This window comes from Janthinobacterium kochi (genome assembly GCF_051380715.1).
Taxonomy (GTDB): Bacteria; Pseudomonadota; Gammaproteobacteria; order Burkholderiales; family Burkholderiaceae_D; genus Janthinobacterium.
On record NZ_JBNYXO010000011.1, the window covers coordinates 88,273 to 111,850 of the forward strand.

Sequence of the window (23,578 nt, forward strand, 5' to 3'; positions counted from 1 at the left end):
TTCTGCTTGCTGGAAAAATACTTTAGGTTTAAAGTATCTACTTCCGGGCCTTGTGCACGCGCCCGTCACCAGCCAGGATGAGCATGAGCAGCGACCCTTCGCCCAGCACCGCATCTCCCCAGGACGACTTTGCGCGCGCGCACCTGCCGCCGCGCGCACTCTGGCCGCAGCTGTGCCTGGATTTGCCCGAGCTGCAATATCCGCCGCGTCTCAATTGCGTCGCCGCGCTGCTCGATGCGGCCGTGGCCAACGGTGGCGGCGGCCGCATCGCCATCCTTGCCGACGGCCAGCGCTGGACTTACGCACAGCTGGCGCGGCAAGTCGACCGTATCGCCCACGTGCTGCGCAGCGACCTGCGCCTGATCCCCGGCAACCGCGTGCTGCTGCGCGGCGCGAACACCCCCATGATGGCTGCCTGCCTGCTGGCCGTGCTGAAGGCCGGCTGCATCGCCGTGCCCACCATGCCGCTGCTGCGCGCGCGCGAACTGTCCACCATCCTGGCCAAGGCGCAAGTGAACGCCGTGCTGTGCGCGCAGGGCTTGCGCGCGGAACTCGATGGCGTGCCGAAATGCCCGCCGATGCTGTGTTTTGGCGCCGATGGCGCCGAACTGGAACGGCGCATGGAGGCGTATGGTGAGCCATTTTCCGCATGCGACACGGCGGCCGACGACGTCTGCCTGATCAGTTTTACTTCGGGTACGACGGGCGTCCCCAAAGGCACCATGCACATGCACCGCGACCTGCTGGCCATTTGCGACTGCTTTCCCCGCTCCATGCTGCAGGTGCGCGCCGACGACATCTTCATCGGCACGCCACCGCTGGCCTTCACCTTCGGCCTTGGCGGCTTGCTGCTGTTCCCCCTGCGCTTTGGCGCTTGCGCCGTGCTGCTGGAAAAACTCACGCCCGAGGCCCTGCTGCGCGCCATCGGCGCCTATCACGCCACGATCTGCTTCACGGCACCCACCTTTTACCGCCAGATGGCGCCGCTGGTCGCGCGGCACGATTTGCGCAGCCTGCGCTTGTGCGTGTCGGCCGGCGAGGCGCTGCCGCTGGCCACGCGCGACGCCTGGCAGGCGGCGACGGGCCTGGCCATGACGGACGGTATCGGCGCCACCGAGATGCTGCACATCTTCATTTCCGCCACGGGCGAAGGCATCCGCCGCGGCGCCATCGGCAAGGCCATTCCCGGCTACCAGGCGTGTATCGTCGACGATGCGGGCGTGCCGCAGCCGCCCGGCGTGACGGGCCGCCTGGCCGTAAAAGGCCCCACCGGTTGCCGCTACCTGTCCGACCCGCGCCAGCGTGAGTATGTGCAGAACGGCTGGAATCTGACGGGCGACACCTTCGAGATGGATGGCGACGGCTATTTCTATTACCGCTCGCGCAGCGACGACATGATCGTCTCGGCCGGCTACAACATCGCCGGCCCGGAGGTGGAAGAGGCGCTGCTGCGCCATCCGGCCGTGGCCGAATGCGGCGTGGTGGGGCGCGCCGATGCCGAGCGTGGCCAGATCGTCGAGGCGCACGTGGTGCTGAAGGATGGCTGCCATGCCAGCGACGCGCTGGCAGCCGAACTACAGGACTTCGTGCGCCAGCAGATCGCCCCGTATAAATATCCGCGCGCCATCCGTTTTCTGCCTTCCCTGCCGCGCACGGAAACGGGCAAGCTGCAGCGCTTCAAACTTCGCACGGACACCCCATGAATATTGTCTGCATCGGCGGCGGCCCCGCCGGCCTGTATTTCAGCCTGCTCATGAAAAAGCAGAACCCGGAGCACCGCATCACCGTCATCGAGCGCAACCGCCCGTACGACACGTTTGGCTGGGGCGTGGTATTTTCCGACCAGACCCTGGGCAACCTGGCCAATGCGGACGAGCCGACGGCGCGCACCATCCTGCAGGCGTTCAATCACTGGGACGATATCGAGATCCACTTCAAGGGCGAGACCGTGCGCTCTGGCGGCCATGGCTTTTGCGGCATCGGCCGCAAGCGCCTGCTCAATATCCTGCAGGCGCGCTGCGAGGAACTCGGCGTGCAGCTGGTATTCGAGACGGACGTGCAGGACGACCAGGCCATCGCGCGCCAGTACGGCGCCGACCTGGTGATCGCCAGCGACGGCTTGAACAGCCGCATCCGCACGCGCTATGCGGCCAGCTACCAGCCCGAGATCGACCAGCGCCATTGCCGCTTCGTCTGGCTGGGCACGCGCAAGAAATTCGAGGCCTTCACGTTTGCCTTCCGCCAGACGCCATACGGCTGGTTCCAGGCGCATATCTATCAATATGATGGCGATACCTCGACCTTCATCGTCGAAACGCCGGAACACGTGTGGCGCGCGGCGGGGTTGGACGCCATGAGCCAGGAAGAGGGCATCGCCTTTTGTGCAGCGCTGTTCGCCGAGGAACTCGATGGTCACGGTTTGCTGAGCAATTCGCCGCACTTGCGCGGCTCGGCGCAGTGGATCACTTTCCCGCGCATCGTTTGCCGGCAATGGGTGCATCGGCACGATGGCGTGCCCGTCGTGCTGATGGGCGACGCGGCCCACACGGCGCATTACTCGATCGGTTCGGGCACCAAGCTGGCGCTGGAAGACGCCATCGAGCTGGCGCGCTGCTTCGGCCAGCATGCGGATGGCGCTGCTGGTACTGATACCGCGCTGGCCGCCTACCAGCAGCTGCGCGCCATCGAGGTGCTGAAAATCCAGAGCGCGGCGCGCAATTCCATGGAATGGTTTGAAAACGTCGAGCGCTACAGCGCCATGGAAGCGCCGCAGTTCGCCTATTCCATGCTCACGCGCAGCCAGCGCATCTCGCATGAAAACCTGCGACTGCGCGATCCCGCGTATGTGGCCGACTATGAATTGTGGCTGGCGCGGCGCGCGGGCGAGCAGGCCGGTGCGACGCTGCCGGACGAAGCCATGCCTCCCATGCTGACGCCTTTCCGGCTGCGCGGCGTGCTGCTGAAAAACCGCATCGCCGTCTCGCCGATGGCGCAGTACAGCGCCGTCGATGGCGTGGCAGGCGACTACCATCTGATGCACCTGGGCGCGCGCGCCATGGGCGGCGCTGGTCTCGTGTTTGCCGAGATGACGTGTGTGTCGGCCGACGCGCGCATCACGCCCGCCTGCCCCGGCATGTACAGCGAAGCGCATACGCAAGCCTGGCGGCGCATCGTCGATTTCGTGCATGCGAACAGCGATGCGAAGATCGCCCTGCAACTGGGCCACGCGGGGCCGAAAGGCTCGACGCGGCCCATGTGGGACGGCATCGACCTGCCTTTGAAGGAAGATAACTGGCCGCTGCTGGCTGCCTCGGAACAGCAGTACCTGGCCGGCGTGTCGCAGGTGGCCCGCGCGGCCACGGAAAGCGATTTGGCGCGTATCGAACAGGACTTCGTGCGCGCCACGCTGGCCGCGGCCGTCGCCGGCTTTGACTGGCTGGAACTGCATTGCGCGCATGGTTATCTGCTGTCGAGTTTTATCTCGCCGCTGACCAACCGCCGCACGGACGAGTATGGCGGCAGCCTGGAAAACCGCTGCCGCTATCCGCTGCGCGTGTTTCGCGCCATGCGCGCCGCCTGGCCACAGGATAAACCCATGAGCGTGCGCATCTCGGCCCACGACTGGGTCGAAGGCGGCATCACGCCCGACGATGCGGTGCTCATTGCGCGCCTGTTCAAGCAGGCTGGCGCCGACCTGATCGACTGTTCCTCGGGCCAGGTCAGCAAACTCGAACAACCCGTGTATGGGCGCATGTTTCAGGCGCCGTTCGCCGACCGTGTGCGCAATGAGGCGGGCATCGCCAGCATGGCCGTCGGCTCCATCTTCGAGGCGGACCACGCCAACAGCATCATCGCCGCCGGGCGCGCCGACCTGTGCGCCGTGGGCCGGCCGCACCTGGCCAACCCGGCCTGGACCCTGACGGAAATGGCGCGCATCGGCTACAGTGGCGCCGGTGCAACTTGGCCGAAACAGTACCGGCCGGGCCAGCAACAGCTGGAACGCAATCTGCAGCGCGAGCGCCAGCTGGCCGCCGCCAATACGGGCCTCACCCCGCAACAGGTGGCCGCGCGGCTGCTGGAAGGATGACATGAGCAAGCACGCATTGATGGACCCGTTGTCAGAAAAGCACGCGCTGGTGACGGGCGCCGGCAGCGGCATTGGCCTGGCTTGCGCGGGCGCCTTGCTGGACGCGGGCGCAAGGGTCACTCTGGCCGGGCGCGATGGCACGCGGCTGGCGCGCGCACGCATGCAGCTGGAAGAGGCGGGTCACGCGGGCAGGGTGGCCATCTGCGTGCTCGACGTGAGCGTGGAAGCATCCGTGCAGGCGGGCTTCGCGCAGGCCGCCGCGCATTTCGGCCGCATCGATATATTGATCAATAACGCGGGGCAGGCGCATGCGGCGCCGTTCGGCAAGACGGACGCCACCATCTGGCAGCAGATGCTGGCCGTGAACCTGACGGGCGTGTTCCACTGCTGCCAGGCCGCCATGCCGGGCATGCTGGAGGCGGGCTGGGGGCGCATCGTCAACGTGGCGTCGACGGCGGGCCTGAAGGGCTACCGTTACGTCAGCGCCTATGTCGCCGCCAAGCATGGCGTGATCGGCCTGACGCGCGCGCTGGCGCTGGAAGTGGCGCCGCGCGGCATCACCGTCAACGCCGTTTGCCCCGGTTACACGGAAACGGAGATGGTGGCGCAGGCCGTGCAGAATATCGTGCGCAAGACGGGGCGCGGCGAAGACGCGGCGCGCGCGGAACTGGCAGCAGCCAATCCGCAACAGCGTCTGGTGCAGGCGCGCGAAGTGGCCGATGCGGTGGCCTGGTTATGCCTGCCCGCGTCGGCTGCCATGAATGGACAATCGATCGCCGTCGCCGGCGGTGAAGTTATGTAGACAATGGATAAAATGGACAATGAACGCGACCTCCCGCAGGCTGAACCGGTGCTGGACCTTGCCAGCCGCCTGACGCAGGACCACCACCAGTCGCTCAAGCTGTGGCTGCGCATGCTCTCGTGCACCGTGAGAATCGAAAACGAGGTCCGCACGCGCTTGCGCGCCAGCTTCGGCATCACCTTGCCCCGCTTTGATTTGATGGCGCAGCTCGAGCGCTTTCCCGATGGCTTGCGCATGGGTGAACTGTCCAAGCGCATGATGGTCACGGGTGGCAATATCACGGGCATCACCGACCAGCTGGCGCAGGAAAAACTGGTGGTGCGCGTGGTCGATCCGAAGGACCGCCGCTCGTACAGCGTCAAGCTGACGCCGGCCGGCCGGCGCGCCTTCGACGAAATGGCCAGGGTGCACGAAGGCTGGATCGCCGAACTGCTGCAGGGCGTGACGCCGGACGACAAAACCCAATTAATCGACCTGCTGTCACAGATGAAACAGCAGCTCAATGACATTTCCATAAAGGACTGACCATGCGCCATCTACCCGGCCAGCCGCAAGACCTGCCAGGCAACCGCGCCAGCTTGGGCCATTACGCCGCGCGGCATTTCCTGTTTTCCGTCGACGCAGGCGTGGCCACCTTGACCCTGCACCGGCCCGAGCGCAAGAATCCGCTGACCTTCGATTCGTATGCGGAATTGCGCGAGCTGTTTCGCGCGCTGGCGCATGCGGACGACGTCAAGGCCGTGGTGATCACGGGCAGCGGCGGCAATTTCTGCTCGGGTGGCGATGTGCACGACATCATCGGCCCCCTGACGCAGCTTGACATGCCCGGCTTGCTGGCGTTTACGCGCATGACGGGCGACGTGGTGAAAGCCATGCGCGCCTGCCCGCAGCCCATCATTGCCGCCATAGACGGAATTTGTGCGGGCGCCGGTGCCATGCTGGCGCTGGCTTCCGATATCCGCCTCGGCACGGCGCGCAGCAAGACGGCTTTCCTGTTTACCCGCGTGGGCCTGGCCGGCTGCGATATGGGCGCCTGCGCCTTGCTGCCGCGCGTGATCGGCCAGGGCCGCGCCGCCGAACTGCTGTACACGGGCCGCTCCCTGCCTGGTGTGGAGGCGGAGCGCTGGGGGTGGCTCAACCGCCTGGTCGAGCCGGAAGAGCTGAACGAGGCGGCGCAGCTGTTCGCCGCTGGCCTGGCCAGCGGCCCCACCTTCGCGCACGGCATGACGAAAAAAATGCTGCAGCAGGAGTGGAACATGGGTGTCGACGAAGCCATCGAGGCGGAAGCGCAGGCGCAAGCGATTTGCATGGCCACCAACGATTTTCACCGCGCCTATCACGCCTTCGTGGCGAAGGAAAAACCCCAGTTCGAGGGCGATTGAGAAGATGAACAATATACGCGACACCTCTTACCTGGACTGGCCGTTTTTCGAGGCGCGCCATGCCGCGCTTGAGTCCGAGCTCGATGCGTGGGCGGTGCTGCACCTGGATGGCGCGCACGGCGCCGATGTCGATGCGGCTTGCCGCGCGCTGGTGGCGCAACTTGGACAGGGCGGCTGGCTCGCGCATGCCACAGGCATCGATGGCAAGATCGACACGCGCGCCATTTGCCTGATCCGCGAAACCCTGGCGCGCCACAATGGCCTGGCCGATTTCGCCTTTGCCATGCAGGGACTTGGTTCAGGTGCCATTGGCCTCTTCGGCAGCGCGCAGAACAAGGCGCGCTATTTGCCCGACGTGGCCAGCGGCAAGCGCATCGCCGCCTTTGCCCTGTCCGAGCCGCAGGCCGGCTCCGACGTGGCGGCCATGGCGTGCGCGGCGCGCCGCGACGGCGACGCGTATGTGCTCGACGGCGAAAAGACGTGGATTTCGAACGGCGGAATCGCCGACTTTTACGTGGTGTTTGCCCGCACGGGCGAGGCGCCGGGCGCGCGCGGCATCAGCGCCTTCATCGTCGACGCCGACAATCCCGGCCTGGAAATCGCCGAGCGCATCGCCGTCATCGCGCCCCATCCGCTGGCGCGCCTGCGCTTCGTCAACTGCCGCGTGCCCGTGTCGCAGCGCTTGGGCGAGGCGGGGCAGGGCTTCAAGGTGGCCATGGCCACGCTCGACGTGTTCCGCACCTCGGTGGCCGCCGCCGCCCTGGGCTTTGCGCGGCGCGCCTTCGATGAAGCGCTGCGCCACGCCATGGCGCGTCAGATGTTCGGCCAGACCCTGGCCGACTTCCAGCTGACGCAGGCCAAGCTGGCGCAGATGGCCACCGGTATCGACGCGGCCGCGCTGCTCACCTACCGCGCCGCCTGGCAGCGCGACCAGGGCCGCAAGGTGACGAAGGAAGCGGCCATGGCCAAGCTGACGGCCACGGAGACGGCGCAGCAGGTAATCGACGCGGCCGTGCAGATGTTCGGCGGCATGGGCGTGGTCAGCGGGCACCCGGTCGAGTGCCTGTACCGCGAAATTCGCGCCTTGCGCATCTACGAGGGCGCCAGCGAAGTGCAGCAATTGATCATCGCACGCGAAATGCTGCGCGAGGCGGCCAACGCATGAACGGCATGAACCGCATGAATAACGAGGAGAGCAAGATGCAAGTGCTGCAACCACCGGGATGGGCCAGGCCGCGCGGCTATGCGAACGGCGTGGCTGCCAGCGGGCGCACGGTGTATGTCAGCGGCATGATAGGCTGGGATGCACAGGGCCAGTTTCACACGGACGACTTCGCGGGGCAGGTGCGCCAGGCGCTGCAGAATATTGTCGCCGTGCTGGCCGAGGCGGGCGCCTTGCCCGAGCACATTGTGCGCATGAACTGGTATGTGCTCGACAAGAAAGAATATGTGGCGGCGTACCCGCAAATCGGCGTGGCCTATCGCGAAATTATCGGCAAGCACTACCCGTCCATGACGGCGGTGCAGGTCGCGGGCCTGATCGAGGATCGCGCACGTGTGGAAATCGAGGTGACGGCGGTGCTGCCTGTTTAAATTTCCCTCAAGAAATATTGCGTTTTGATATCTAAATTATAAATATAAAAATACCATCTATCGTGCTATATTAGTAATTATAAGTGATGCGTCGTTTTACAATATTGATAATTGAGGTGCAAGATGCAGAACAAATTCAGAGCAGCAAGATGTGCAGTGTTGTCGATGTGCTGTGTGTGTCTGGGTGCCCAGGCCGATTCCGGTACGTCATTACTCACTCCCGCTTACCAAACGCAACTGGAAAATTGGCTCGGTGAAGGCCAGTTGTCTTTGTCGAATATTTATACCAAGGCCGCCGGTGATACTTCGCTGGATTTTCACAAGGCGTCCGATGCCAAGGGGCGCACTTTTTCTGTCATGGAGGCAACTAACAGCTCTGGGAAGACCTGGCTCGTGGGTGGTTATAATCCGCAAAGCTGGAGTTCCACCGATGGCATGCATGTGACGATGGACGATAGTTCCCGCACGGCCTTCCTGTTCAACTTGACAAGCGGTGTCATGCTTCCGCAATTGAAACAGTATTTCAATGGCGATGGGATCGGCAAAGATCAAACGTACAACAATGCCGACTACGGCCCCACCTTCGGCTACGGGCATGATTTGTATGTTCCGCGGGATCTGACGAACGGCGGCAGCTCTTTGCTTTATACCTACAATTATCTGGGACAGCCATCGACTGGCGTCAGTCTGCTCGATGGCTCCATCTGGAAGGGCTACGATGTGACCTTTGGTGCCATCCAGATATTTTCCATCAGTGCCGTGCCCGAACCGGCGATGTTGCAGCTGTTGCTGGTCGGCTTGTTGCTTGTCGGTGCAGGCGCCGTGCGGCACAGGAAATTGAGCGTGGTGCCGCTTGTCAAGTAAGGCAGGACGCTTTTACGGTATCCCCAGTGTGGCGAGAAATGGTGCGCAGGAATGGCTGGCGGCGACGGCGCGCATGGTCGCGGCCGTGCTGCGCATGCTGGCAGGTCGTGCGGGCAAGAGCCCGTCTCGTCATGATGACAAAAAGAATAATAAACAAATATCGGCGTGAAAAGCATAGACTTGCCATTGCTGATCGCTAAAGCGTTACGTACAAGCAACTTTATGGAATCGCACTGTGTTATTTAATTCATTTCCGTTCTTTCTGGTGTTCTTGCCGTTGGCGTTGCTGGGATACTTTCTCCTGTCAAAATATTCACTGCGCTTATCCATTATTTTCCTGTTGCTGGCCTCGCTTGCATTCTATAGTTACTGGGACGTCGCCTACCTGCCGCTGCTGCTGCTGTCAATCTGCTGCAACTTCACCATTGGCCGAGTTGTCTCGAAACGTCAGGAGACGGGCCACAAGCGCGAGGCAAAGCGCTGGCTGTGGGCCGGACTCGCCTTCAATTTGCTGCTGCTGGTATTTTTCAAGTATATTGATTTTGTGATCAGCATTGTTGCCACCTTGACAGGGGCGCCATTCCAACCCTTGGGCATTACCTTGCCCATTGGTATCTCGTTTTTCACCTTCACTCAAATCGCCTACCTGGTCGATTGCCACGCCGGCAAAGTCAAGGACTATCAGCCGGAAAGCTATGGTTTGTTCGTCACCTACTTTCCTCACCTGATCGCCGGTCCTATCCTGCATCATAAGGAGATGATGCCGCAGTTCGTGCAGGCAGAATCGCATGTTTTCAGCCGCGGGCGCCTGATCGTCGGCCTGACATTCTTCACGATAGGCTTGTTCAAGAAAGTCATTCTGGCCGATGGCATCGCGCGCTACGTCGCTCCCATCTTCGACCTCCATCACGCCCATTTGAGCATGCTGGAGGCCTGGGCCGGTGCACTGGCATATACCTTCCAGCTGTATTTTGACTTCTCGGCGTACTGCGACATGGCCTATGGCCTGTCCTATATGTTCGGCATTATCTTGCCCATTAACTTTTTCTCGCCATACAAGGCCACCTCGATCATCGATTTCTGGCGCAGGTGGCACATCACGCTGTCCAATTTCCTGCGCGATTATCTGTATATCCCCCTGGGCGGGAACCGCAAGGGCGGGTTCTTGCGTTACCGCAACCTCCTGATCACGATGCTGCTGGGCGGACTGTGGCACGGCGCCAACTGGACCTTCGTGGTATGGGGTGGCTTGCACGGCATGTATCTGATCGTCAACCATGCGTTGCGCCATCTGCTGGGCGAGCGCAGCAACCTGGCGGTACGCGCCGGCGGCGCATTGGCGACGTTTTTTGCTGTGGTACTGGCCTGGGTGTTTTTTCGCGCGACTTCCATCGATGTGGCACTGGACGTACTGCAGGCCATGTGCGGCGGCACGCTGACGCCCGCCATGCAGGAAAGCATGCTGGGTGTGAACCGCATCATGCAACTGAGTTCCTGCCTGTGGTGGCTTGGCGTCTGTGCCGCCATCGTTTTCTGCATGCCGAATGTGTATGAGCTGCTGGGGCGAGGCTTGCGCCTGTCGGCGGAGCAGCGACTGGACAGTGGCCGGGGCAACATCTTGCTCGGGGGCATGTTGATGCTTTGCCTGCTCTTGCTGGCCATTAGCGAGACGCGTGGCATTTCTGAATTCTTGTATTTTAATTTCTGATGAATAATATGCGCTCCATATTTGCGATAGGCCTGGGTGTGCTGGTTACGGCACTGGCGTTGGAAGCGTTCCTGCAATGCATGCCGGTGGTATCCGGGATGCGCATGGAGCAGAGCAGTGAGCAGCGTCCGTATGCCCGTTATCTGCCGCAGCAGCAATACGTGTATTCGCATGGTTGGGCCCTGGCGAATGCCCGGCATGGCAAGACGAATCGGCAGGGCTTTAGCAACTCCCCCGATTTCAAGGATGATGCTGCCGTTCTTGTCATCGGCGACAGTTTTATTGAAAGCTTGATGCTGGATTATCCGGAAACCCTGCAAGGCCAGCTGAGTCAGGCCCTGGGCGGTGGCGTGTATGCAGCTTCCGCCTCGGGCAATGGGTTTGCCGATGCGCTGGAAGTGTTGCGTTATACGCGTGCGCAGTTGCATCCGCGCACGGTAGTGATGTTTGTCGAGCCGATGGACATGCTGGACATCCTGGCGCCAGTGCAGCGGGGCCATAGCATGTTTGTCAGCGAAGGGAGCAATATCCAGTTGGTGCATGTTCCCTATGTCGAGTCCAAGGCCAAGCGGCTGGTCGCCTATTCGGCTCTGGGCCGCTATATCTATTACAACTTGAAATTTCCTGACTGGTTGATGAGTCAGTTGCACCGCAGCCCCCCTGCCGCGGCGCAGGAGGCGGCCACCGGCGCACCTGATGCACGCCGTGCTGCCGCGCTCGAGTACTACATGACGCAATTGCGCGCGCTGGGCGGCGCGGGCGATACCCGCTTTATCTTCGTGGTCGATGCTGACCGGAACATGCTGTACACGCCGCAGAAGGCGGTGCCTAACTGGAAAGCGGGCGATCGCGCATTTTTTATCCAGAGTGCAGTGCGACACGGCTATCAGGTGGTGGACATGCAGCCTGTATTCGCGCGACATTGGGAGCAGCAGCGCGAGCGCATGGATTTCCTGCCAATGGACGGCCACTGGAACCCGGTGGCGCACAAGCTGGCGGCTCAGCAAATCCTGCCCTTGCTGCCTTCGGCATTGCCCGGTTTGCCAGCACCATTGCGCCAGGTGGCAGGGCACTGATGCGCTGTTGCCACGCACACGCCCGCTTGCCGGACTGTTAATGGCCGGCACTAGCCTGTATAATGCCGCTGCGCGTGTCGCCATCGTACAATGGATAGTACAAGGTCCTCCTAAGACTTAAATGCAGGTTCGATTCCTGCTGGCGACACCACATTCCACGCAGCGCGCGTCGGCGGCCCGAGTCCCTGCGGGCGAAAGTTACTGGTCGATGGCGATTGAAGTCCGAGTTATCGGTACAATGCGTGCTTCATTCATCTAATCGGCGGCTGTTTTGCACACCACGCGGTGGGCAGGGAACGGCGCCCGAGCACTCTTACTCATTATGGCTGTCATTTCTCTTTCATCGGCGCAACTTGCGTTCGGTCACGTCGCGCTGCTCGATCACGCGGAATTTTCACTGGAAACCACGGAGCGGGTCGGCTTGATTGGCCGCAACGGCACGGGTAAATCGTCGCTGTTAAAGGTTATTTCGGGCAAGTTCAAGCTCGATGACGGTTTGTTGGTGATGCAACAAGGCATCAAGATCGCCTATGTGGAGCAGGAACCTCAATTCGATCCGGACATGTCCGTGTTCGACGCCGTCGCCTCCGGCATGGGCGAATCGCAGGCGTGGCTGAAGGAATACGATGCGCTGACGGGCCAGTTTGGCCAAGGCAACGACGACGAACTGATGGAACGCATGCACGACATCCAGGTGAAACTCGATGCGGCCGATGCGTGGAGCTTGCCGAACAAGGTGGAAACCGTGCTCGACCGTCTGAACCTGACGGGCGACATGCTGATGAAGACCCTGTCTGGCGGGATGCAAAAGCGCGTGGCGCTGGCGCGCGCGCTGGTGTCGGCGCCCGATGTGTTGCTGCTCGATGAGCCCACCAACCATCTGGACTTCAGCTCCATCCTGTGGCTGGAAGGCTTGCTGCGCGACTTCAAGGGTAGCGTACTGTTCATTACCCATGACCGCTCCTTCCTCGACAACGTCGCTACGCGCATCATCGAGCTCGACCGCGGCCGTTTGCTGTCGTATCCGGGCAACTTCACGGCTTACCAGACCCGCAAGGCGGAGCAGCTGGAAATTGAAGAGGTGGAAAACGCCAAGTTCGACAAGTTCCTGGCGCAGGAAGAAGTGTGGATACGCAAGGGTGTCAAGGCGCGCCGCGTGCGTGACGAAGGCCGCGTGCGCCGCCTGGAAGCGCTGCGCCTGACGCGCAATGCGCGCCGCGACCAGCAGGGACAAGTGAAACTGGACGTGTCGGCCGGCGAACGCTCGGGCAAGATCGTGGCGGACCTGGAAAACGTCTCGAAGATCTATGGCGACAAGGTCATCGTCAAGGATTTCAGTGCCACCATCTTGCGCGGCGATAAAGTCGGCCTGATCGGCGCCAATGGCGCTGGCAAGACCACCTTGCTGAAGATGATCCTGGGCCAGGAAGAGTCTGACACGGGCACCATCCGCCTGGGCACCAAGCTGCAAGTGGCGTATTTTGACCAGATGCGCACGCAGCTGAACGAAGAGGCTAACTTGATGGAAACCATCGCGCCGGGTAGCGACTGGGTCGAGATCAATGGCCAGCGCCGCCACGTGATGACGTACCTGAACGACTTCCTGTTTGCGCCGGAACGCGCCCGTTCGCCCGTCAAGTCGCTGTCCGGCGGCGAACGCAACCGTTTGCTGCTGGCGCGTTTGTTCGCCAAGCCGGCCAACGTGCTGGTGCTCGATGAGCCGACCAATGACTTGGATATCGATACCCTGGAATTGCTGGAAGAGTTGCTGGAAGAATATACGGGCACCGTCTTCCTGGTCAGCCATGACCGCACCTTCCTCGACAACGTGGTCACGCAAGTGATCGTCGCCGAAGGCGAGGGCAAGTGGCGCGAATTCGTCGGCGGCTACACGGACTGGGAGCGCGTGCGCACCTTGCCGATCGCCACGGCGCCAGCCAGCAAGCCGCCCGTAAAGGCCGAGGCAGCCACACCGGCCGCCAAGCAGAAAAAGCTCAGCTACAAGGAACAGCGCGAGCTGGAAGAGTTGCCGAAGCTGATCGCCAAGCTGGAAGACGAGCAATCGGTGCTGGCCGCCGAATTGTCGCATCCGGACTTCTACAAGAAGACGCCGGCCGAAGGCAAGCGCCTGAACGCGCGCGTGGCCGAGATCGAAGGCGAACTGCTGGAAGCGTTGGAAAAATGGGAGCAAATCGAGGCACGCGCCAACGGTTGATGCTTTTTTGCATAACCTGTTGTAATTTAGCTAGGATATTTGCCACGGCAACAGTCCCGCTTGATATAATTATATAATTATATTTATTACATCGGGGAATGCATGTTTGTCATGAAAAACACGCGCTCCGGACCACTGCGTCCGGCGCGTGGCTCCTCCTCCGATGCGCGGCAATATGTTTGACCGCGCCGCCTTGCCCCGGGTAGCGCCATTCCTGGCCTATCTCTCCTTCATTTTCATTGCCGACATGCTCGGTCGCCTGGGTGTTGCCGCGCAAGAGTTGCGCTGGCTGTATGCCGTCAAGATCGGCGTCGTGCTGGGCATGTTGTTGTACTGGCGCCGCAGTTACACGGAATTGATGTGGACGCCGTTGGGCGCGCGTGCCATTCTCGGGGCGCTGGTAACGGGTCTTGTTGTTTTTTTGCTCTGGATCAATCTCGACGCAAGCTGGATGCGCATTGGCAGCCCCGACGGCTTCGATCCCCGCACCGATGGCCGCATAGAGTGGAGCCTGGTGCTGCTGCGGATTGCCGGCGCGGCGCTGGTGGTGCCCGTGATGGAAGAGCTGTTCTGGCGCTCCTTCCTGCTGCGCTGGATCGACAAGCCGGATTTTTTGCGGGCCGATCCGCGCGTGGCCAGCGCCAAGGCCTTCGCCATCAGCGTGCTGCTGTTTGGCTTTGAACATAATTTATGGCTGGCCGGCATGGTGGCCGGTGCGGCATATAGTTTGTTGTACATGCGTAGCCAGTCCCTGTGGTCGCCTGTCCTCGCGCATGGCGTGACGAACGGCGTGCTGGGGCTCTGGATTATTTCTGGTGGGCACTGGATTTACTGGTAGTATTGCCTATCAACTGTGTGATCTTTCAAAGACAAAATCCATGTTGAATTCCTTGCGTAAAAAAGCCGTTCCCGCCGCCTTGACGGTCCGCTCCCGCCTGCCTGTCAGGCTGCTTCTGGTCGGTACCTTGGCCGGAACCCTGGCCAGTGGCACCGCCCTGGCCGATATCAGCGACACCATCAAGCCTTTCGTTGCCACGTCCTACTCGTACGATGACAACCTGATGCGCTTGCCGGACGATGTGCCGGGTTTTTCCGGGCCCCGTTCGGATACGTCGAGGATGCTGCAGGCAGGCTTCCTGTTCAACCGTCCCATCGGACGCCAGGTGCTGACGGGCCAGGCCAAGTGGTCGAAGGTCAGCTTCAACCGCTTCAGCCAGTTCGACTACGATGGCAAGGATTACCTGGCGGACCTGGAGTGGCACATCGCCAATCACCTCGAAGGCAATGTGGGCGCCAGTTATTCGCAGACCCTGACGCCGTTCAGCGACTTCCAGAGCACGTTGCGCAATTTGCGCACGCAGCGCCGCGAGTACGTGAATGGCGCCTGGCGTTTCCACCCCAGCTGGCGCGTGCGCGGCGGCCTGTCGCGCGAGCGCTACTTGTATGACTTGCCATCGCAGGCGTTTTCCAACTGGACGGAAGACGCGACGGAATTTGGCATCGACTACCTGGCGCGCAGCAATAGCCGCATCGGCCTGCAGTTGCGTCACCTGAATGGCAAGTATCCGAACCGCGGTGTGCTCGATGCCAATGTGTACGGCAACGGCTATCGCCAGGATGAAATCAAGGCCAATGTCTTCTGGGATTTCAGCGACATCACGCAGGTGGAGTTCCTCGGTGGCTGGGTGCGCCACCGCAACAACTTGCTGTCCGGGCGCGATGCCAGCGGCACGAATGGCCGGCTGAGCGTGTACTGGAAGCCTTTGGGCAAGGTCAATTTCACGGGCGTCGTCTGGCGCGAATTCGCTTCGGTCGACAATTCGCTGGTGACGAGCAGCCTGAATACGGGCGCCAGTATGGCGGCCGCCTGGGCCGCGACGTCCAAGGTGAGCATCGATGCGCAACTGCGCCAGGAACGGCGCGATTTCGCTGCCGTCAGCGGCCTGGTGCTGACTGGCGACGGCCGCGATACCACCCGCACCGCCTCGCTTGGCGCCACGTATGCGCCACATCCGAAAGTCCAGCTTGGCGTACGCCTGTTCCACGAGCGGCGCGATGGCGCCGCCATCGTCGATAGCGGCGGCTATCGGGCCAAGGGTATTTCCTTCAATGGCAGCGTACAGTTTTAAAGATCAACATGACTGTCAATGATATACCTCTGATCTCGTTTTTTCAGCGCGTCCTCGATCCAATGATTATCATGGGCCTGCTGTATCTGCTGACGGTCCTGTCGGGTTCGCCATTTACCGGCTATACGCTGGTGTTGATGATACTCGCCGTCTTCATTGCGTCGACGGTGTTCCATCACGTCGATCCTTACCGTACCTGGCGCAGCGGGCGCATGTTGGCCTATGCGCGCGATATTCTGGTGGCCTGGACGATCACCTCGCTCATTCTGACCTTCCTCGGCTCGGCCACGGGCCTCACCTATCACTTCGATACGCAGGTGGTGCTTGCCTGGTTCATCCTCACGCCCTTCGTGCTGCTGGCCGGGCACCTGGCCGGGCGCAAATTCAGCCTGCGTCCGGACGGCGACAGCGAAGTGCGCTCGGTGGTCATCATCGGTGCCAATGACGCCAGCCTGAAGTTTGCCACCATCATCGAGCGCAATCCGAATCTCTTCATGAGCGTGCGCGGCTTCTTCGACGATCGCACGGATGACCGCTGGCCGGAGAGGATGCGCGAGCCCATGCTGGGTAAAATGAGCGATATTGCCGCCTATGTGCGTGAACACAATATCAAGATGATATTCATCAGCCAGCCGATTTCGGCCCAGCCGCGCATCCGCAAGATGCTCGATGAGCTCGAAGATACGACGGCTTCCGTGTACTTTTTGCCCGATATTTACATTTTCGATCTGATGCAGGCGCGTTTCGACAACGTGGGCGGCATGCCTGTGATCGCCATCCGCGAATCACCGTTCACGGGCTTTAACAGCATGGTCAAGCGCAGTAGCGATATCGTGCTGGGTTTATTGATCCAGATCATGTTGCTGCCAGTGATGCTGGTCATCGCCATCGCCGTCAAACTGACGTCGAAGGGGCCCGTGATTTTTCGCCAGCGCCGCTATGGCTTGTATGGCGAGGAGATTATTGTCTATAAATTTCGATCAATGACCGTTAGCGAGGATGGCGACAAGGTAGTCCAGGCCACCAGGAATGACCAGCGCCTGACCTCCATTGGCGCTTTTCTGCGCAAGAGTTCGCTTGACGAATTGCCGCAATTTATCAATGTGCTGCAAGGGCGCATGAGTATCGTCGGGCCGCGTCCGCATGCGGTGGCGCACAACGAACAGTACCGCAAGCTGATCAAAGGCTACATGCTGCGCCACAAAGTCAAACCTGGCATCACCGGATGGGCGCAAGTCAATGGTTTGCGCGGTGAGACGGAGACCTTGGACAAGATGGAGGCACGCATTCATTTTGACCTCGATTACTTGCGTAGCTGGTCGTTATGGCTCGATTTATGGATCATCATGCGCACCGTGAAGGTGGTGCTGAAACGCGATAATGCACATTGACAGGCAGGTGGGAGGGGAAGGATTTGTTTTTCGCTCAGTCGATACGCGATAAAATATGCGCACACAGGTCATCCTCGGGATTGCCTGCAGCCCCGCCTCTGACCTAGTGCCTATGCTTGGTATGCATTCGCATCTCGTACCGACTCTTCCTTGCCTGCATCCACTGCTGGCGACCCGCGCATCAGCTGCGCCTGAGCAAGACATATTGCGTACACAGAAGGCTATTGCTTAAGAAATATTGCACTTTGGGAAGTGGTCCCTTCGGGAGGGCTTTTTCGACAAGTCGACACCAGAAACAGTTGTATTAAAACCTTCTTCGTAGATTTTTAAGCAAATAATTTCCCATTTCCTTGTATTTTGTGTATGATATTTTATTATATTGATAATTGTTTGCATCAGGCCACTAATTTCTGAAGATGCGTTTTGTTTTAAGCAATGCTCCGATGTTGGACAGAGATTGCTTGGTGGTAACTAATTGCGTTTTTGGAAGCTAAATCGAAGGAGTAATCTTGAATCATTTTCACAACTCTGGTTTGACACTCCGCAGATCAATCGCCAATACGCGATTGTTGGGCGTTGCGTTGGTCCTCTGGGTCGCTGTCGGATTGGCGGCCTGTGGAGACAAGGAAAAAAGGGTCGGCCAGGCATTGGCAAGCGTCAATGGTGAGGAAATCACGGTATTGCAACTGAATGACGAGTTGCAGCATGCCAATGTACCCGCAGTTCAGCAGGAAACCGCCAGCAAGCAATTGCTGGAGTCATTGATCGACCGCCAGTTATTACAAAATGAGGCCGTTAAAGACAAAATCGACCGTGAGCCCAAAGTGGTACAAGCTGTCGAGCGTGCCAAGGCGTTGATCATTGCCCAAGCCTATATGCAAAAACGCATCGGTGTGATTGTCAAGCCGACAGCGGCCGAGGTGGAGGAGTACTTTAACAAGAATCCGCAGTACTTTAGCGAGCGCAAGCAGTTTGATATGCGTGAACTGGTTATCGCCTCGGCGGACATGAATGATGAGCTGAAGAAGGCGATGGATCGTGCGAAGTCGCTGGACGAAGTGGCGGCATGGCTGGACGCCAATCATGTCAAGTATGGCCGTATGCAACTGTCGCGTACCAGTGCCGATCTCGCGCCTGAATTGAGTGCCAAGCTGGCGGCAATGCCGGCAGGTCAGTTGTTCATCGTTCGCGAAGGTGACCGTACCTTATTGATTTCCCTGGCCGATATCAAGGAGAGTCCGGTGGTTCTGGCGCAAGCGACGCGGCAGATCGAACAGTTCCTCTTCAATAAGAAGAACAAGGATGCCGCGGAAGCCGAGCTGAAACGTTTGCGCGCTAGCGCCAAGATCGAATACCTGAACAAGACCGAGAAGTCCGCATCCGCATCCGCATCCGCATCGGCGGCAGCCGTTTCTGTGCCGGCGGCGGCACCGCCCGTTGCTGCCCCGCCGGCACCGGTGGCTGACAATGGCGAGATTAATGCACGTGCCGGGCTTGGCTTGAAGTAAGTGCAGGCAGGTATTTTGGGGTTTAACAGAGTTTTTAAAAGGATAGAGCAAATCATGAAACGACTTGCAATGTGGATGGCAGCTGTACTGATGGCTTGCAGCGTTGGTATGGCAGGTGCCGCCGAGGTATTGCTCGGTGCTGGTGATGTGCTGAAGATTTCCGTGTATGGCAGTCCTGATCTTGGCCTGGAAACACGTGTCAGCGAGGCCGGCAACATTACTTTTCCTTTGGTAGGGGCAGTTGGTGTGGGCGGCTTGTCTGTTGCTGCGGCAGAGAAAAAGCTTGGACAGGCCCTCGAAAGTGGCGGTTTTTTACGCAAGGCTCAAGTTAATATCATTGTGACTGCATTGCAGAGCCAGCAAGTGTCTGTGCTGGGTCAGGTAAATCGCCCTGGTCGCTATCCGATTGAGGGCAAGCGTAGCTTGCTCGATATTCTGGCCATGGCTGGCGGCCAAAGTCCTGAAGCCGGAGACGTGGTTAGCCTGATACGCAAGCGCGCTGATACCACCACCAAAGAGACTGTTGACATCGTCGACATGCTGCGCAGTGCCGATCTGGCGCGCGACTTTGACTTGGCTGGCAACGATGTCCTGTTTGTCGAACGGGCGCCGCGTTTTTATATTTATGGCGAAGTGCAGCGTCCGGGAGCATTCCGCCTGGAGCGCGCAATGACGGTGTTGCAAGCCCTGTCCGTTGGCGGAGGTTTGACACAACGCGGTACTGAGCGTGGCGTGCGCATCAAGCGCCGTGATGCTGCAGGCGTCATGCAAGTGCTCGATGCCAAGCATGACGACATCATTCAAGTCGATGATGTCGTGTATGTCAAAGAAAGTTTGTTTTAAGCTGAATCGTTCCGGCGCGCCGGCCTGACTGGCTTTGTTTTACTGATATGAGAGTTAACCATGAATTTCCACCAGTTTTTGCTCGTCTTGTTTGTCCGCAAACGAATCTTGCTATTCACTTTGCTCATCACGGTCGGTGCGACGGTGGTGGTCAGCCTCATGCTGCCCAAGACCTATAAGGGTACGGCGTCCGTGTTGATTAGCTACAAGGGCGTCGATCCCGTGACCGGACTGGCATTGCCTATGCAGTTGTTGCCGGGCTATATGTCGACGCAAATCGACATTATCAGCAGCAAGAACGTGGCGCTGAAGGTCGTCGATCAGCTGCGGCTGGCGGAAAGTCCCGCCGTCATTGCCCAGTTCAATGAGGTCACCGAAGGCAAGGGCACAGTGCGTGACTGGCTGGCGGATCTGTTGCTGTCCAAGCTGGAAATTGTGCCGTCGCGCGAAAGCAGTGTGGTCGATATCAGTTTCAAGGGCAACGACCCGCAGTTTGTCGCGGCCATCGCCAACGCTTTTGCTGATGAGTACCAAAAAACCAGTACTCAGCTGAAAGTCGATCCCTTGAAAAAGGTGGCCGTGTATTTCAATGAGCAAACGAAACTGTTGCGCGACAGTCTGGAAGCGGCGCAAAGCCGCTTGTCGAAGTACCAGCAAGAGCACGGTATTGTCAGCGTGGATAACCGCCTCGACGTGGAATCGAACCGCTTGAACGATCTATCGGCTCAATTGGTGGCTGTCCAAGGCCTGGCGATGGAGGCGTCGTCGCGCCAGCGCATGGCCGAAGGCAATGCGGGTTCTGAGTCGCCCGATGTCGCGTCGAACCCGCTGGTCCAGAACTTGAAACTGAGCCTGGCAACGGCTGAATCGAGGCTTGCCGAGATGGCGCAGCGACTGGGACGCAATCATCCACAATACGAAAGCCTGCGCGCCGAGGTCGAACGCATGCGCAGCGAACTGGCTGACAGCACGCGCGTGACGTCTAATTCGGTCAGCAAGAACGCCGGCATCATGCAGCAGCGCGAAGGCTCGGTGCGCGCCGCGTTGGCGGCACAAAAAAACAAGGTGCTTGAATTGAACCGTACCCGTGACGAAATGGGCGTGATGCAGAAAGATGTGGAAAGCGCCCAACGCGCCTTCGATATCGCTTCGCAGCGCTTCTCGCAGACCAGTATCGAGGGCAAGTCTGAACAATCCGATATATTTTTGCTCAACCCTGCCGTTGCACCGATTAAGCCTGCTGGCCCAAAAGTCATGTTGAATACGCTGTTGGCCCTGTTCCTGGGCGGCTTGCTCGGTGTGGGCTTTTCCTTGCTGGCGGAAATGCTGGATCGCCGCGTGCGTTCGGAGGCTGACCTGAGCGAATTGTTGCAATTGCCTGTGCTTGGTTCGATCGACTGGAGTGCGCCGACACGTCCGCGCCTGAATCGATTTAAATCGTTGTTGCCGCGTAGTTTGCGTTTTAATTAAGTAATTAAGTATTGGGGATAATATGAATCCAGTATTGCAACCGCTAGTATCTGCGACGCCGCGGACTGCCGACTCAAGCATCGGTGCACTCTTGCTTTCCTTGGGCAAGATCACGCCTGAAAGTGCCGAACGTGTCCTGCGCATGCAAAAAGAGTTGGGCATACGCTTTGGCGAGGCCGCCCAGCGTCTGGGGCTGGTGACTGAGGCGGATATCCAGCAAGTCCTGGCGCGCCAGTTTGACTATCCCTATCTGCAGCAGGGCGAGGGCAAGTATTCCGACAAGCTGATCGCTGCCTACCAGCCTTTCAGCCCGCAGGTGGAAACCTTGCGCGCCATCCGCAGCCAGCTGATGTTGCGCTGGATGGCGCTGGGTCGAAAATCCCTGGTGGTGGTCGGTGTCAATGATGGTGACGGAACCAGCTTGTTTGCTGCCAACCTGGCCGTGGTATTTTCCCAGTTGGGCGAACAAACTTTGCTGGTCGATGCAAACCTGCGCAATCCCAGCCAGCACGAGATTTTCGGCATGGAAGGACGCCAGGGCTTGTCGGACATCCTGGCCGGTCGAGCCAAACGCGATGTGATCACGCGCATTGAATCGTTTGTCGACTTGTCCGTGCTGGGCGCGGGCACCTTGCCGCCGAATCCGCAGGAACTGTTGAGCCGCCCGGCATTTTCCACCTTGCGCGCCGAGCTCGAAGCGACGTATGACGTCGTGCTGTATGACTCGGCGGCATTCTCGCTCGGTTCTGATGCGCTGGCCCTGGCCGCACGCACCGGAGGCGTAATGCTGGTGGCACGCAAGAATCACACGCCTGTCGCCGACATCAATGCCATGACCGAACAGATGCTGCATAGCGGCGCGCAAGTAATCGGCTCGGTATTGGTGGACTTCTGATGAATACTGGCACTCGACCTAAGCTGGTGGGTAGCCTGCCAGGCCGCGATTTGCTGCTGGAATGGCTGCCTATAGTGGTTGGATTCGCAGTGCTGTATGTGCCATCGTTTTACACCTTGTTTACCGGCATTTGGATGACCGAGGAACAGGCGCACGGTCCCATTATTCTGCTGCTCGCGTTCTGGCTCATCTGGCGCCAGCGCGAACGGATATTGGCCGTTGCTCAATTTAACCGTGCGCCACTGTTTGGCTGGCTGCTTTTCGTCGCCGCGCTCTTGATTTATATTGCCGGCCGCTCCCAGCAGATTCTCGCCTTCGAGATTGGCTCATTTGTCATGCTCACGGCTGCCATCGTGGTGCTCAAGCTGGGCATAGAGGCGCTGCGCGTGGCCTGGTTTCCGTTCTTCTTCATGTTGTTCATGATTCCGCTGCCAAGCTCGGTCGTCAGTACGCTGACCTTGCCGATGAAGATGGCTGTCTCGTACGTGTGTGAGCATATCCTGTTCTGGTTCGGCTATCCGATTGCACGCACTGGCGTGATTCTGCAGATCGGCCAATACCAGCTTCTGGTCGCTGACGCTTGCGCCGGTCTGCAAACGTTGCTGACGCTGGAAGCGCTTGGCCTGTTCTATCTGAATCTGGTGCGTCATACCTCGGCCATCCGCAACATAGGCCTGGCGATCCTGATTATTCCCATTTCCTTTACCGCAAACGTGATGCGCGTGGTCACATTGACGTTGGTCACTTACTATTTCGGCGATGCCGCAGGACAGGGTTTCCTGCATGGTTTTGCGGGGATGGTACTGTTCATTAGCGCGCTGGTGTTGATACTGAGCCTGGACTCCTTGCTGCAATGGCTGGCGCGGTTGTGGCATGCCCGAAAGGTGGCTGCATGAAAAAAAGTACGATGATCAGTTGGTCCATGGCGGGCATGATGCTGGTCGGCGCCTTGTGTACCAAGGCGGTCACGCCTACGGTGCGCCTGGCCGATACGCGTGCGCGAGTCATCCTCAGTACGGCGATTCCGGCCAAGTTCGGCGATTGGCAGGAAGATATGAGCCAGGTCGCTGCCGTGGTCAACCCCACCACGCTCGAAGAACTCAATAAAATTTATGCCGAAACCTTGTCGCGCACCTATGTGAACCAGCAAGGTGAGCGCATCATGCTGTCGATCGCCTATGGCACCGACCAACGTGACAATCTGTCCGTGCATTTCCCGGAGGGCTGCTATGGCGGACAGGGTTTTGCGGTAGGCGAGACTACCCAGATATCGTTGCCTACCAAGGCAGGTGCGATTGCCGCGTCCCGCATGGTGGCCACACTGAATAACCGTATTGAGCCAATTACGTATTGGGTCGTCGTTGGCGACAAGGCCGTGCCCAGTTTGTGGGAAGTCAAGAAGGTCAAGTTGGCGTATGCCGTGCGGGGCCTGATTCCCGACGCGACTCTGATGCGGGTATCGAGTATCGGCGGCGATACAGAAGACGGTTATCGTTTGCAGCAGGCGTTTGTTGATCAGTTACTGCAGGCCATGCCGGCGAACTTGCGCCAGCACTTTGCTGGCACCTCGCTGTAGCCGGTGCTCTGACAGCGTTTCACCTTATTGAGCCCGGCG

General features: G+C 59.7%; 20 protein-coding genes and 1 tRNA gene. All 21 read left to right on the forward strand.

The window, feature by feature from the left end; translation table 11 throughout:
* The first annotated feature begins 83 nt into the window (after positions 1–83).
* The 21 genes from ACQ4WL_RS21235 (at position 84) to epsI (ending at position 23,539) form a co-directional block, all read left to right on the forward strand.
* A complete protein-coding gene (locus tag ACQ4WL_RS21235) occupies positions 84–1,703 on the forward strand; it encodes an AMP-binding protein (protein ID WP_436511520.1) in 1,620 nt (539 codons plus the stop codon).
* The gene (locus ACQ4WL_RS21240; RefSeq protein WP_436511521.1) at positions 1,700–4,087 is read left to right on the forward strand and encodes a bifunctional salicylyl-CoA 5-hydroxylase/oxidoreductase; all 2,388 of its coding nucleotides are present in this window, start codon (positions 1,700–1,702) and stop codon (positions 4,085–4,087) included. Before ACQ4WL_RS21235 ends, ACQ4WL_RS21240 begins: the two co-directional genes overlap by 4 nt.
* Before the next feature lies 1 nt (position 4,088).
* Positions 4,089–4,889, forward strand: a complete 801-nt coding sequence (locus ACQ4WL_RS21245) for an SDR family NAD(P)-dependent oxidoreductase (RefSeq protein WP_436511522.1) — start codon at positions 4,089–4,091, stop codon at positions 4,887–4,889.
* Positions 4,890–4,901: 12 nt separating this feature from the next.
* Positions 4,902–5,414: a MarR family winged helix-turn-helix transcriptional regulator gene (locus ACQ4WL_RS21250; protein WP_436511523.1), complete on the forward strand. Its 513-nt coding sequence runs from the start codon at positions 4,902–4,904 to the stop codon at positions 5,412–5,414.
* A gap of 2 nt (positions 5,415–5,416) precedes the next feature.
* Positions 5,417–6,271, forward strand: a complete 855-nt coding sequence (locus tag ACQ4WL_RS21255; protein ID WP_436511524.1) for an enoyl-CoA hydratase family protein — start codon at positions 5,417–5,419, stop codon at positions 6,269–6,271.
* Positions 6,272–6,284: 13 nt separating this feature from the next.
* Positions 6,285–7,436: an acyl-CoA dehydrogenase family protein gene (locus tag ACQ4WL_RS21260; protein ID WP_436511601.1), complete on the forward strand. Its 1,152-nt coding sequence runs from the start codon at positions 6,285–6,287 to the stop codon at positions 7,434–7,436.
* Between the two features lie 35 nt (positions 7,437–7,471).
* Positions 7,472–7,864: a RidA family protein gene (locus ACQ4WL_RS21265; RefSeq protein ID WP_436511602.1), complete on the forward strand. Its 393-nt coding sequence runs from the start codon at positions 7,472–7,474 to the stop codon at positions 7,862–7,864.
* Positions 7,865–7,987: 123 nt separating this feature from the next.
* The gene (locus tag ACQ4WL_RS21270) at positions 7,988–8,728 is read left to right on the forward strand and encodes a PEP_CTERM-anchored TLD domain-containing protein (RefSeq protein ID WP_436511526.1); all 741 of its coding nucleotides are present in this window, start codon (positions 7,988–7,990) and stop codon (positions 8,726–8,728) included.
* Positions 8,729–9,068: 340 nt separating this feature from the next.
* A complete protein-coding gene (locus tag ACQ4WL_RS21275) occupies positions 9,069–10,436 on the forward strand; it encodes an MBOAT family O-acyltransferase (protein ID WP_436511527.1) in 1,368 nt (455 codons plus the stop codon).
* An 8-nt stretch (positions 10,437–10,444) separates the two neighbouring features.
* Positions 10,445–11,512, forward strand: coding sequence for an alginate O-acetyltransferase AlgX-related protein (locus tag ACQ4WL_RS21280; protein ID WP_436511528.1), 1,068 nt, complete (start codon positions 10,445–10,447; stop codon positions 11,510–11,512).
* Positions 11,513–11,588: 76 nt separating this feature from the next.
* Positions 11,589–11,663: transfer RNA gene (locus ACQ4WL_RS21285), tRNA-Arg, on the forward strand.
* A 171-nt stretch (positions 11,664–11,834) separates the two neighbouring features.
* Positions 11,835–13,727 (forward strand): ATP-binding cassette domain-containing protein, encoded by a 1,893-nt coding sequence (locus ACQ4WL_RS21290; protein ID WP_436511529.1) that lies wholly within the window; start codon positions 11,835–11,837, stop codon positions 13,725–13,727.
* Positions 13,728–13,902: 175 nt separating this feature from the next.
* Entirely contained in the window at positions 13,903–14,565 is a 663-nt protein-coding gene (locus tag ACQ4WL_RS21295; RefSeq protein WP_436511530.1) for a CAAX prenyl protease-related protein, read from the forward strand.
* 40 nt (positions 14,566–14,605) lie between these two features.
* Positions 14,606–15,856, forward strand: a complete 1,251-nt coding sequence (gene epsL, locus ACQ4WL_RS21300) for an XrtB/PEP-CTERM-associated polysaccharide biosynthesis outer membrane protein EpsL (RefSeq protein ID WP_436511531.1) — start codon at positions 14,606–14,608, stop codon at positions 15,854–15,856.
* 8 nt (positions 15,857–15,864) lie between these two features.
* Positions 15,865–17,247 carry an undecaprenyl-phosphate glucose phosphotransferase gene (locus tag ACQ4WL_RS21305; protein ID WP_436511532.1) on the forward strand — a complete coding sequence of 461 codons (1,383 nt, stop codon included), beginning with the start codon at positions 15,865–15,867 and terminating at the stop codon, positions 17,245–17,247.
* A 509-nt stretch (positions 17,248–17,756) separates the two neighbouring features.
* On the forward strand, positions 17,757–18,755 hold the full coding sequence (locus ACQ4WL_RS21310) for an EpsD family peptidyl-prolyl cis-trans isomerase (protein ID WP_436511533.1): 999 nt from the start codon (positions 17,757–17,759) through the stop codon (positions 18,753–18,755).
* A gap of 54 nt (positions 18,756–18,809) precedes the next feature.
* On the forward strand, positions 18,810–19,598 hold the full coding sequence (gene epsE, locus ACQ4WL_RS21315) for a polysaccharide export protein EpsE (protein WP_436511534.1): 789 nt from the start codon (positions 18,810–18,812) through the stop codon (positions 19,596–19,598).
* A 60-nt stretch (positions 19,599–19,658) separates the two neighbouring features.
* Complete coding sequence (gene epsF / locus ACQ4WL_RS21320; RefSeq protein WP_436511535.1) at positions 19,659–21,068, forward strand: chain length determinant protein EpsF; 1,410 nt, start codon at positions 19,659–19,661, stop codon at positions 21,066–21,068.
* Positions 21,069–21,090: 22 nt separating this feature from the next.
* Entirely contained in the window at positions 21,091–21,963 is an 873-nt protein-coding gene (gene epsG, locus ACQ4WL_RS21325; protein ID WP_436511536.1) for a chain length determinant protein tyrosine kinase EpsG, read from the forward strand.
* A complete protein-coding gene (xrtB, locus tag ACQ4WL_RS21330) occupies positions 21,963–22,859 on the forward strand; it encodes an exosortase B (RefSeq protein ID WP_436511537.1) in 897 nt (298 codons plus the stop codon). Before epsG ends, xrtB begins: the two co-directional genes overlap by 1 nt.
* A complete protein-coding gene (gene epsI, locus ACQ4WL_RS21335; protein ID WP_436511538.1) occupies positions 22,856–23,539 on the forward strand; it encodes an exosortase-associated protein EpsI, B-type in 684 nt (227 codons plus the stop codon). The genes xrtB and epsI overlap by 4 nt, the downstream gene beginning before the upstream one ends.
* The last annotated feature ends 39 nt before the right edge of the window (positions 23,540–23,578 follow it).